General features: G+C 65.7%; 11 protein-coding genes. 10 read left to right on the top strand and 1 reads right to left on the bottom strand.

Annotation, left to right across the window (positions count from 1 at the left end):
• The 4 genes from ODE13_RS16760 to ODE13_RS16745 form a co-directional block, all read left to right on the top strand.
• The coding region (locus ODE13_RS16760; protein WP_322480292.1) for a M23 family metallopeptidase at nucleotides 1–783 on the top strand (783 nt) is incomplete at its 5' end.
• Nucleotides 784–957: 174 nt separating this feature from the next.
• Nucleotides 958–2079 (top strand): site-specific integrase, encoded by a 1122-nt coding sequence (locus tag ODE13_RS16755; protein WP_322480291.1) that lies wholly within the window; start codon nucleotides 958–960, stop codon nucleotides 2077–2079.
• A 5-nt stretch (nucleotides 2080–2084) separates the two neighbouring features.
• A complete protein-coding gene (locus ODE13_RS16750) occupies nucleotides 2085–2450 on the top strand; it encodes a helix-turn-helix domain-containing protein (protein WP_322480290.1) in 366 nt (121 codons plus the stop codon).
• A 170-nt stretch (nucleotides 2451–2620) separates the two neighbouring features.
• On the top strand, nucleotides 2621–4648 hold the full coding sequence (locus ODE13_RS16745; RefSeq protein WP_322480289.1) for a hypothetical protein: 2028 nt from the start codon (nucleotides 2621–2623) through the stop codon (nucleotides 4646–4648).
• Nucleotides 4649–4746: 98 nt separating this feature from the next.
• Here ODE13_RS16745 and ODE13_RS16740 read toward each other — a convergent pair whose 3' ends face one another.
• Nucleotides 4747–5343, bottom strand: a complete 597-nt coding sequence (locus ODE13_RS16740; protein ID WP_322480288.1) for a TetR/AcrR family transcriptional regulator — start codon at nucleotides 5341–5343, stop codon at nucleotides 4747–4749.
• Between the two features lie 55 nt (nucleotides 5344–5398).
• Between ODE13_RS16740 and ODE13_RS16735 the strand changes: the two genes are divergently transcribed.
• The 6 genes from ODE13_RS16735 (at nucleotide 5399) to ODE13_RS16710 (ending at nucleotide 11236) form a co-directional block, all read left to right on the top strand.
• Nucleotides 5399–6172, top strand: coding sequence for a tyrosine-protein phosphatase (locus tag ODE13_RS16735; protein ID WP_322480287.1), 774 nt, complete (start codon nucleotides 5399–5401; stop codon nucleotides 6170–6172).
• A gap of 26 nt (nucleotides 6173–6198) precedes the next feature.
• Entirely contained in the window at nucleotides 6199–7680 is a 1482-nt protein-coding gene (locus ODE13_RS16730; RefSeq protein ID WP_322480286.1) for an ABC transporter substrate-binding protein, read from the top strand.
• A complete protein-coding gene (locus ODE13_RS16725) occupies nucleotides 7677–8627 on the top strand; it encodes an ABC transporter permease (RefSeq protein WP_322480285.1) in 951 nt (316 codons plus the stop codon). The genes ODE13_RS16730 and ODE13_RS16725 overlap by 4 nt, the downstream gene beginning before the upstream one ends.
• A 277-nt stretch (nucleotides 8628–8904) precedes the next feature.
• Complete coding sequence (locus ODE13_RS16720; protein WP_322480284.1) at nucleotides 8905–9474, top strand: ABC transporter permease; 570 nt, start codon at nucleotides 8905–8907, stop codon at nucleotides 9472–9474.
• Nucleotides 9474–10493 carry an ABC transporter ATP-binding protein gene (locus tag ODE13_RS16715; protein ID WP_322480283.1) on the top strand — a complete coding sequence of 340 codons (1020 nt, stop codon included), beginning with the start codon at nucleotides 9474–9476 and terminating at the stop codon, nucleotides 10491–10493. The genes ODE13_RS16720 and ODE13_RS16715 overlap by 1 nt, the downstream gene beginning before the upstream one ends.
• Nucleotides 10490–11236, top strand: a complete 747-nt coding sequence (locus ODE13_RS16710; RefSeq protein ID WP_322480282.1) for an ABC transporter ATP-binding protein — start codon at nucleotides 10490–10492, stop codon at nucleotides 11234–11236. The genes ODE13_RS16715 and ODE13_RS16710 overlap by 4 nt, the downstream gene beginning before the upstream one ends.
• Nucleotides 11237–11619 lie beyond the last annotated feature (383 nt).

Here is an 11619-nt window from a genome sequence, read left to right as displayed (position 1 = left end):
GACGGCACCGTCACCGTCGCCGAGTTCTCCGGCGGCTACGGCGGGCTCATCGTCATCGAACACACCCTCAACGGGCAGACCGTCGCGACCGCGTACGGGCACATGTGGGAGACCGGCATCCACGTCCAACCCGGCGACACCGTCACCGCCGGCCAGCACATCGGCGACATCGGCTCCTCCGGCAACAGCACCGGACCGCATCTGCATTTCGAGGTCCGGACTGGCGGCACCGACGGCGAGCACACCGACCCCGCCGCCTGGCTCAACGCCCATGATGCCGCCGACCTCCCCGAACCCGAGACCGGCGCCCCGGCCGGCTGCGACCCCGACACCAGCACCCCGGGCGGGCAGCCCGACCCCCTCGACGATGACCCGGACCGCCTCGTGGATGACCCCACCAGCGACGGGCAGATCACCGCTCGGATGCTGCACCTGTACCAGCAGGGCACTGCTACCTTCCTCGACACCTCGTGGGCCTGCTACTCACCCAGGCCCGGCGCCAGCTCCGAACACCCGCTCGGCCGGGCCTGCGATCTGACCTTCGGCAACGTCATCGGCCAGCACCCCACCCCGGCCCAGCTCGAAGCCGGCTGGGACATCACCAACTGGATGAAAGACCACGCCGAAACCCTCGGTGTCGAATACCTCATCTGGCAGGGAAAAATCTGGTCCCTCTCCCGCGACGCCGAAGGCTGGCGCGACTACACCGGCGGCGGCATGCACGACCCCGGCGACGTCACCGGCGGCCACTACGACCACCTCCATGTCACCGTTCGGTCCTAATCTCGGAAAATGCATCTAATGTAGGATTCTTACGTTAGATGTAAGCCGGATTCTCGGGGTTCCGCGTGGTTGAGGTGGTGTCGAATCTAGCAGCGGCACCCATGCCTGACCAGCGGTTCCGCGCCTGATCTTACATTTGATGCAGGATTCTTACTTTTAATGTAAGGTCATGTCGTGGTGTTCACGGGCGGCCTGGGGCCGAGTTCAGGGTCTGGTCCGTCGCCCGGGAATGTGTCGCTGTTGCGTCCGGCGGAGCAGTTCTTCGATGAGATGTTGGCGGGCTGGTCGGCGCAGCAGACCTCGCGGATGCTCGCGGCGCAGACGATCAAGACCAGGGCGTCGCAGGTGCGCCGGTTCGCGGGCTTCTGCGGGACGCCGCCGTGGGAGTGGTCGCCGGCTGATGTCGAGGAGTGGACGACGTCGTTGGTCTCGGGCGCGCGGCCGTTTTCGGTCTCGACGGTGCGGGCCTATCAGAACGCGGTGGCGCTGTTCTGCGACTATCTGACCGATCACCGCTACGGGTGGGCGGCTCGATGTGAGGAGCTGTTCGGCACGCATCCGGTGCAGGTCTGCCATGAGTGGAACACCGTCGTCCACACCGGCGATCACGAGGCACGGCCAGCGGTGCGGCCCCTGAGCCGGATCGAGTTGCAGGCGTTCTTCGACTATGCCGATGACTTGGTGGATCGGGCGCGCTCGTCGGGCCGCAAGGGCTGGCAGACGATGTTCCGCGACGCGACGCTGTTCAAGATGATCTACGCCTTCGGGCTGCGCCGCCGGGAAGCGGCGATGCTGGATCTGCATGACTTCACCCGCAACCCCCAAGGCCCGGAGTTCGGCCGGTTCGGGGTCTGCAACGTCCGCTGGGGAAAGGCCATGAAGGGCTCGCCACCGCGGCGTCGGGCGGTGTTGGCGGTGTTCGACTGGACGAGGCCGGTGATCGAGGAGTACGTCAGTGAGGTCCGGCCCCGGTTCGACGTCGCTGACGAGGCGATCTTGTGGCCGACCGAGCGGCAGAGCCGCATCCGTCTGGATCACGTCGATGACCGGTTCGCCGACTGGCGTGACGACCTCGGCCTGGACCCGGTGCTGCATCCGCACTGTCTGCGGCACTCCTATGTGACACATCTGATCGAGGACGGCTTCGACCCGCTGTTCGTCCAGCAGCAGGTCGGCCACCGGTGGGGCTCGACCACCGCCCTCTACACCGGCGTGTCCGGTGACTACCGCAACCGCACCCTGCGCCGCGCCCTCGACAGCGCATTCACGCCACCACCGGCTATTGAGGAAGGCTGATCGCTATGACCAAGACCGTCGCCTATCACTGGCATCTGCGCAAGTTGATGAACGAGCACGGCATGCAGTCGACCACCGATCTGGTGCCGCTGCTGGCTGATCGGGGCGTGGTGATGACCTCCACGCAGGTCTACCGGATCGTGACCGGGCAACCGGAGCGGTTGAACATGGCGTTCCTCGCCGCGCTGTGTGACATCTTCGGCGCCACCCCGAACGACCTGATCGAGCCCTACGTCGTCTCCAGCTCGCGGCGCGGACGCAAGACCGGCACGACCGGCACGACCGGCACGACCGGCACCCCGACGACACCTGGGCCGGCCAGCCGGAACCGGCCGACGCGCGCCACCATCCGCGGCGCCGACGACTCCTGAGCGCACTGCCGCGGCGTTGCGGCGACTGCGGCCGGCCGATCCAACCGTCCTCAGCCCCCGGCGTTCGGTGCCGGTGTGGCGGCAAGCGGCTCGCCGCCGCCCGCCTGGCCGCCAAGCGTGAGGCTCAGCGGACCGCGGTCACCGAGCTGCTGCGCACCGTCGACGCCAGCGTGAGCGGCGAGTTGGTCGAGGAGCTGCTGGCCCGTGTCGCGGCTGCCCCGGCCGCGAGGTCGCAGCTGGTCAAGCACCTGGTCGCCCATCCGGGGCTGCTCACCGCTGGCGGGTCCAGGATGCGCAAGGTCGTCGGCGAGTTCCTCTACGCCGCCATCGACGCCGGCGTCACCGGACTGGTCTCGCCCTCGTGCGCCCTCTGTTCCCGGCCCCGCACCCTGTTCCACACCCACGGCGATGGTGAGCGCATCTGCACCACCTGCTACAACCGGCTGCATACCGCGACCTGCGGCGGCTGCGGCCGTGAGGGCCAGCGCATCAAAGGCCGCGCCCCGGACGGGGCGCCGATCTGCTCACGCTGCCACGAACGCGCCCGACCGCAAGAGCCCTGCGAAGGTTGCGGACGTCCCGGCTCGCTGAAGCAGTCGGTCGTCGACGGCCGCCGATACTGCCGTTCGTGCCGGGCCAGACGCGCCCCGACCGAAACCTGCACCGGCTGCGGGCAAGACCGCCGGGTCAACGCCCGCACCGACGACGGCGGCGCGATCTGCACCACCTGCTACAACCGAACCCGCACCAGCGACGATGTCTGCGACGAGTGCGGCACCATCGGCCCGCTCGCCACCAGGGCCGGCGGCAAACGCGACGGATCACGAGACCTCTGCGTCCGCTGCTATCGGCATCCCAGGCGGCCCTGCGGCATCTGCGGCAGGCTCAAACGGGTCGCCCTGCGCGCCACCGACACGACACCGGACGTCTGCCCGACCTGTTACCAGGCGCCGGTCATCGACTGCTCCGTCTGCGGACAGCAGGCTCTCGGCCGGCGGACCACCCACCACGGCCGGCCCCGCTGCTTCGGCTGCCAGGCCGCCGCCCAGATCGACGCCGCCCTCACCGGCCCCGATGGGACGATCCGCCACGAGCTCAAGCCCGTCCGCGACGCCCTGACCGAGCTCCAACAGCCGCGATCGCTGCTGACCAACTGGCACCACCTCGCCAGCTTGAACCTGCTGATCGAGATCGCCCAAGGACGACTCGAGCTGTCCCACGATGCTCTCGACGCGCGACCGCAGGTCTACTCGGTCACCTACCTGCGCTCCATGCTCATCGCCACCGGAGCACTCCCACCACGTGACGAGAACGCCGCCCGCCTGCACCGCTACGCAGACGAGGCCGCCGCCGACATCGCCGATCCCGAACTGCGCGGCGTGCTCACCCGCTACGCCCGCTGGCACGTCGTCGGCCGAGCCAAGACCAACCGCCACGGCCACATCTCACCGGCCGTCGCCGGACGATGCCGCGGCGACATCCAGACCGCCAAAAACTTCCTCGAACACCTCACCGCCGACGGTCACGACCTCGAACACTGTCCTCAGGCCCGCGTCGACGCATGGCTGGGCACCGACCGCACCCGACGCCTGACCTTCATCCGCTGGCTCAAACACGGCGGCCACCTTCCCCGAATCCGGCTCCCCGATCCCGTCCCGAACAAGGACCCCGACCATCACATCGACCCCGACACCCAGCTCGCGCTGGCCCGACAGCTCCTGCACGCCCCCGACGCGGCGAGCATCGAGGACCGCGCCGCAGCCTGCCTGATTCTGCTCTACGCCCAGCCCGTCGCCAAGATCGTCGCCCTGACCACCAGCGACATCGACATCGGTGACGCAGGCACCTACCTCACCCTCGGCCCCGAGCCGCTACTGCTCATCCCGCCCCTGGACGATCTCGTGACGGCGCTGCCGCTCGCCAAGCCCTTCGGCACCGCCAGCACACTGGCCGACTCCCGATGGCTGTTCACCGGCAAGAACGCCGGCACCCACCTCAACCCCGCCTCTCTGATGCGACGGATGCAGACCCTCGGCATCACCGCCAGAACCAGCAAAAACACCGCCCTGCTGCACCTCGCCTCGACCACCCCACCCGCGGTGTTCGCCGCCACCATCGGGATCAGCATCGGCGCCGCCACCCGCTGGGCCGCACTAGCCGGAGCCTCCTGGTGCACCTACGCCGCCATCCCGAGATAGCCCCACCACCGAGGCCGCCGACGCGCACCTGACACGCATGCGACCCCTCACACCAGAGCGATTCCGGCACTTCGATCATCCGACCCTGCCCGGTGGCTCTACCGTTGTCCAATGACAGCTCGGACGGCATCGAACCAGTGTCGAACGATCTCACGCTGATCCGGTTCACCATCGGTGAATGTGAGGGCGAGACCGAGCTGGATAGCTACGATCGCATCAGCCATCAGCTCGGGGTGAGGTTCGCCGGTGTGCTGGAGGCGGTCGAGGAATGCAACTCGCGTTCGCTCGGCGATGAGGTTCTGAACGTGTGCGAACTGGCGGGTGACGCCGGGCTGTTCACTGAGTTGGCGACGGAGGCTTTGTCGGCGACGGTCCAAGTCGGAAGGATCATCTTCCATCAGCTGCGCCAGACACAGTTCGAGAGTATCTAGCGGGGAAAGGTGCGCCGGAGCCCTTGCGATGAGGGTGGCAAGGCGTTCTGACACATCGTCGCTGAAGAGAGTGAGCTCCTTGCTGGGGAAGTAGCGGAAGAAGGTGCGGGGTGCCACCTCGGCCCGTCGGGCGATGTCGTCGACTGTCGTCTGGTCGTAGCCGCGTTCCTCGAACAACTCGACCGCGGCTCTCTGGATCGCCAACCTAGTCTCGGCCTTGTTCTGCTCTCGCCGCCCGAGCTGGACGGCTCCGTCAACGTTCATAGTCCGTTCATCCTCTAGGAAACTGGCAGTCCTGCCACTTTGCAAGTATGTCGGCATGCTCTACGCGACATGCCTTCCTCCTAACTGGCGACCGGTGCAGTTGACGGTGCCGCGTGATCCGAACATCACCGATGGCCCGAGCATTCTCTATCGTGCCGCAGCGCTCTCCTTGGCGACGCGGCAGGAGCTTGCGGCGTGTCCGCGTTCGCTCACGTGGCTGGATCTGCGGACCGACGAGGAGCGGCTGCTGGACCCTCGGGATTCGCCCGCCAAAGAGCTGCCCACGAGTCTCGTCCCTCTCGTTGGCACGGACACACCGTTGAATCGTGCCCGCACGAGGAGCGTGCTCGAGAGGCTGGTCCGCGGCGATCTCTCCTTCGGCGACTTGTATGTGGAGATGCTGGATAGTGCTGCCGCCCAGTTCGGTGCCGTGCTCGAAGCCATCACAGAAATGCACGGTCACGTGGTGATCACCTGCCAGGGAGGACGGGACCGTACGGGGGTGCTCATCGCACTCATTCTTGATCTCGTCGGTGCCCGTCGGGACGTCATTGTCGAGGACTACTTGCGCACGAACGACGACCAAGCCTCCACGATCAGCAGGCAACCCGACAGTCCCGGCGAACGAGTCCTCGCCGGTTACGACATGACCTGCCGAGCTTCAGACATCGAGCAGGCGCTGGACTTCCTGGCCGACTGCGGAGGGTCTCGCCGGTACCTGGCACCGCATCTCCACTCTGAGCGCCTCGGTGCGATCACCGAGTCACTCCGCGAACGAATCATCCCAGCATCCGCGCTGAGTACAGAACTGAAAGGCAACCTCGGATGAATAGAAGAAGGTCTATCACAGGCGCGGTGCTGGCACTCTCCGCCGCGGTAGCGCTGTCGGCATGTTCTGGTCCCAGTTCCGACAGCAGTGAGCTGGTCTCTGGCGGGTCGATCACGATCGGCCTTGACACTGACCTCACCTCGCTCGACCCAATGGACAACCTGGTCGCCCACCAGTCGACGTTGATCGTGGGAAACGCCATCTACGAGCCGTTGTTCATCGACGGCCCTGGTGGCGAACTCGTTCCCAGACTCGCCGAATCGATCACCACCGACGACCTCCTCACGTGGACGTTGAAACTGACACCCTCGCTGACCTTTTCGGACGGCTCGCCCCTGGACGCCACCGCAGTGATCGCCCACTTTGAGCGAATGGCTGACCCGGACTCGACGTGCGAATGCCAACCGATGGCTGCACAAATCACCGGCACCGAGGCCACCGATGCGGTCACCGTTCAGTTCACGCTCGAAGCTGCCGACGTGGCCTTCGACCGGAATCTCACCCGTGGACTCGGCATGATCGCAACCGTTCCCGAAGGAGATGCCGAACCGTTGGGCGCGGGCGCGTTCGTGGTTGAGGCGACCGACCCGGGCGCCTCAGTGACGCTAACTCCCAACCCTGAGTATCACGGCGATCCGGCGCTTCTGGATGAGCTGGTCCTGCGGTTCCTCCCCGACACAGACTCGAGATATCAGAGCTTGTCGTCGGGCACCATCGACATGGCCTGGCTCAACACAGCCAACCTGATCGCACAAGCGCAGGCCGACGGCCTGACGACAGCGACGGCCAACTCGTCGACTGCGACGGCGTTCCTGAACACCCAAAGCGCACCATTCGACGACATCCGGGTCAGGCAGGCGGTCCAGGCCGCGATCGACCGAGAGGTCCTACTCGATGTGGCCGACCAAGGCGTCGGGAACATCTCCGTCGGTCCGATCGGTTCAAGCTCCCCCTACGCGGTCGAGACCGAGTACCCGGAGTTCGACCCTGAACGTGCTCGAACGCTGCTCGCCGACTATGGGCAGCCAGTGTCCTTCAGCTACACGACAGACGCTCGACCGCAATCCGCTCAGCGTGCTGTCGCGATACAACAGATGCTCAGTGACGTCGGTATTGAGATGACGATCGACACCGTTGATGCCGCGACCATGGACACCCGAATGTTCAGCCGCGAGTTCGAGGCGATTGAGTTCTTCACTTCGGCCTACGGAAACACAGATAGCGCGATGCGCGGCATCTTCCCCAGGGAAGCGTCGGGCAACTTCGCCGGTTACGACAATCCCGAAGTCACCGACCTCATCTCGCAAGCCGCTTCGACGATCGACCAGGATGAACGTGGCGACCTGTACGGCGAGGCGGCACAGATCGTCGTCGACGAAGCGCCGATCCTCTTCTACACCGAGAGCCCATCCGGCTTCGCCGCCACCAGTGAAGTCGGTGGGATCCCCGACCTGAGTGACCGCAGTGTGATCTCCATCCTCGCCTCGGAACTGGGGCTCAGCGGTTGACTCACATCTGGATCATCCGAGGAGCACGAGCGACGACTGTCCTCGTGCTCCTAGGGCTCGTCACCATGAGCCTGCCGATGCTGCTCACAGGTAACCCGGCACTTGTCGTACTCGGCCCGGAGGCGACTCCGGAGCGGATCGCGACCTTCCTTGCCGATCTCGACCTCGAGGACCCTCCACCTGTGCGGCTGTGGAACTGGGTCTGGAATGCCGCCGCCGGTGACCTCGGGACCTCGCTGGTGACGGGTCGACCGGTCGCGGGCGAGATCGCACAACGTCTGCCTGTCACCCTTGAGCTGCTGATCGCTAGCCAGATCGTCGCGATCGCGATCGCCCTCCCCCTGGCGATGGCCTCCGCATGGAAGCCTGGCCGGAGCATCGACCGGTTCGGCACCCTGCTGGCCTTTGTCATGATCGCCACACCACCGTTCATCCTCGCGCTCGGACTGATCGCCATCTTCGCCGTGGCACTGGGAGTCTTACCCGCGACTGGATGGCGGGACATCTCGAGCGACCCCCTCGGACACCTCCGGCATCTCATCCTGCCGGTGTTCGCGACCGGACTTGCAGAATCAGCTGTCCTCGTCCGGCTTCTGCGCGCGGACCTCATCGAAACACTCGAGCAGCCCTACATCCTCGCTGCGGAATCACGGAGAATGAGCGTTCCTCGGTTATTGCTTACTCGCGCTCTGCGGCCCTCAAGCTTCTCAGCGTTGACGATCGTCGGCCTGACCCTCGGACTCGCCTTCGGAGGCTCAATCCTGATCGAGTCCATCTTCGCCATCCCCGGGATGGGACAACTGGCCATGACCGCCATCGAGACCAGGGACTTCCCGGTCATCGAAGCGGTCATCATCTTCTCCGGCCTCGCCGTCGTCGTCGCGAGTATCGCCGTTGACGTCGTCTACGCCTTCGTCGACCCGAGGACCCGCCATGTATCCCGCTGAGCAGAGCGTCACGCCCACGGCACTGATCGGCCCTCGACCGCGACGCAGGTCGCCGGTGGACCGCCTCGGCGTCTCATTGGCGGTCACCTGGATCGTACTGATCATCCTCGGCGCAGTCTCTTCCAGCGTCTTACCTGGTCTGGATCCTCTCCACGCAGAGTTCACAGCGACCCTGGAACCGCCCAGCAGCGCACACTGGCTCGGTACCGATGCGGTCGGGCGGGACATCTTCGCCCGGACCCTCGCGGGTGCCCGATCATCCCTGATCGTCGCATCGATGACCGTGGCATTCGGTCTTGTCGTGGGCGGGCTCCTCGGGGTGCTCGCCGGCTACCTCCGAGGAATCGTAGACGGACTTGTCGGGGTCCTGACCGACCTGATCCTGGCGTTCCCCGCGCTGATCCTGATAATGGCGATCGTCTCGCTCGCCGGAGCCGGCTACTGGACGATCGGACTGCTGATCGGCGGCCTATCGATCCCCGCCTTCGCGAGATTGGCGCGAGCCGCGACCATCACGGTGCGCGAGCGCGACTACGTCAAGGCCGCCCAGATCAATGGCGCCAAACCTCCCCGGATCATGATCACCGAGATCATCCCCAACGTGCTGCCAAGCATCGGCGCATACTCGTTCGTCGCCATCACCGCCTCGATCGTTGTCGAAGGCTCGCTCAGCTTCCTCGGGTTCGGCCTCCAACCACCCATCCCTTCCTGGGGCAGCCTCATCGCCGAAGGACGCAACCACTTCGCCACCGCCCCCTGGATCACCGGCATCCCCGCTCTCACCTTGTGCGCCACCGTGCTCTCGGTCAACGTGCTGGGTCAGACCCTGACGAAAGGACGACCGTAATGCAGCCCACGTCCCCCGCACTCCTGCGCGTCGAAGCGCTCAGCGTTCGATTCGACACACCCAACACCCCGTCGCGGCACATCCTGGAAGGCGTTGAACTCACCCTCGGCGAGGGGGAAAGCCTTGGCATCGTCGGAGAGTCCGGCTCCGGCAAATCCGTCCTCGCCCGAGTCATCATGGGCATGCCAGCACGAAACGCCCACGCCACGATCGATGGGTCAATCAGCTTCGACGGCGAGCTGCTGACCTCGTTGGAGAAAAAGCGGTGGCGATCGTCGGCGAGCCGCGCCATGGGCATGATCTTCCAGGACCCATCCTCGACCCTCAACCCCGTTGTTCGCGTCGGGCGCCAGATCACCGAAGGCGCGCCCCCTGGTGTTCGACGATCCCGCCCGGCTCGTCGTGCCCTCGCACTCGAACTGCTGGTGTCCGTTGGCATACCCCACCCGGAACGCGTGGCCGAGAGCTTCCCGTCACAGCTCTCTGGTGGCCAGCGGCAACGGGTGGGAATCGCGGCCGCCCTAGCCACTCAACCACGCCTGCTCCTCGCCGATGAACCAACCACCGCACTGGATGCAACCGTCCAGAAACAGGTACTGGACCTGCTCGACGCCATCCGAAAAGAACGTGGAATGGCGATGATCCACATCAGTCACGATCTCGCAGCGCTGAGCGGACGAACTGACCGGATCGCCGTCATGTACGCAGGACGCATCGTCGAGACCGGACCCAGCGAAACCATCCTCAGTCGGCCCGAACACCCCTACACCCGAGCGCTCATCGACAGCACTCCTCGCCTGAGTGCCCCGCGGCGTCCCCCGCTCCCGAACATCACCGGCACGCTGCCCGAACTTCTCCACCCACGCAGCGGATGCGCGTTCGCACCTCGGTGCGGAGTCGCTGACGCCCACTGCGCCACGTCCCGCCCGCCCGAGGAAGCGAACGCCGACCCGCGACACACCGTCGCGTGCTGGTTCCCCATCCGCTCGGCACACCATCGCGTCGAGGCTCTCACATGACCACCCTGCTCGCCGTCGACGATGCCCACATCACCTACCGGCACGGACGCGAGACGATCCAAGCCGTCCGCGGCGTCACCTTCAACGTCCCCGAAGGCCGCGCCTGCGGCATCGTCGGCGAATCCGGATCCGGTAAAAGCTCCTTGGCCCGCGCAATCACTGGTCTGGTCCCGCTCTCCAAGGGCCGAATAGCCGTCCGCGGCATGGCGCCTGTCACGCGCTCCGGCCCGGGGGGCGTGAGGATGATCTTCCAGGACCCGATCGGCTCACTCAATCCCAGACGGCGGCTGATCGACATCGTGGCTGAACCGCTGCGCATCGCAGGCACATCAACATCGGTCGCGCGAAAAATCGCCGCCCGCATGCTTCAGGAGGTGGGCTTGGACCCAGCAACCTTCGGAACCCGGCGGCCCGGTGATATCAGCGGAGGACAAGCGCAGCGAATCGCGATCGCCCGCGCCCTTGTCGCCGAGCCGACAGTCCTTGTCGCCGACGAACCCGTCTCGGGACTCGACGTCTCGATCCAGGCTGGGATCATCAACCTGCTCCATGCACTCACCACACGGCAAGGGACAGCCCTCGTCCTCATCTCTCACGACCTGAGCGTGGTGCAAACGCTCTGCGACCACGTCGTCGTCCTCAACAACGGGCTTGTTCAAGAACAAGGCAACATTCGCGAGGTCTTCACGAACCGCAACAACGCTTACACCCGCCAACTCATCTCCGCAGCACCTGACTTCTAACCTCCGCGTCTGCCACACCGTCGGCTGCAAGCCGACTGTGGAACAGCAGCTACTCGTCGAGACTGCGCCGGCGGCGAACGATCTCTCACCCGAGGTTAAACACGAGGCAGCTGATCGAGGCGGCAAGGGACGCTCGGCTCTGGCCGGCAGCACCACAAAGTGTGGGCTGCAGTTCTTGAGAACCCTGATTGGGACCCCATCATCTCGGAGCCGCATGCCCACGAAGAGGATCACCCTGCGGCGTGCCCGGCGCTGCGGCGACCAGAACGGTCTGCGCCTGATCCTCCTAAGGTTGCACGTCAATCTTTCGGAAGCGCGTTCTGTGCGATCTATTCCGGCGGACCTGTGCATCTGGGAGGAAGCGAGCAGAGGTGCAGCACGTA

It is taken from the genome of Nesterenkonia sp. HG001 (assembly GCF_034438835.1).
GTDB lineage: Bacteria > Actinomycetota > Actinomycetes > Actinomycetales > Micrococcaceae > Nesterenkonia > Nesterenkonia xinjiangensis.
This window is presented reverse-complemented; position numbering and strand designations above follow the sequence as displayed.

Excerpts from the sequence above, each read along its gene's own strand:
- ODE13_RS16750 (WP_322480290.1), top strand. The coding sequence starts at position 2,085 with ATGACCAAGACCGTCGCCTATCACTGGCATCTGCGCAAGTTGATGAAC.
- ODE13_RS16740 (WP_322480288.1), bottom strand. The coding sequence starts at position 5,343 with ATGAACGTTGACGGAGCCGTCCAGCTCGGGCGGCGAGAGCAGAACAAG.
- ODE13_RS16735 (WP_322480287.1), top strand. The coding sequence starts at position 5,399 with ATGCTCTACGCGACATGCCTTCCTCCTAACTGGCGACCGGTGCAGTTG.
- ODE13_RS16720 (WP_322480284.1), top strand. The coding sequence starts at position 8,905 with ATGACCGTGGCATTCGGTCTTGTCGTGGGCGGGCTCCTCGGGGTGCTC.
- ODE13_RS16715 (WP_322480283.1), top strand. The coding sequence starts at position 9,474 with ATGCAGCCCACGTCCCCCGCACTCCTGCGCGTCGAAGCGCTCAGCGTT.
- ODE13_RS16710 (WP_322480282.1), top strand. The coding sequence starts at position 10,490 with ATGACCACCCTGCTCGCCGTCGACGATGCCCACATCACCTACCGGCAC.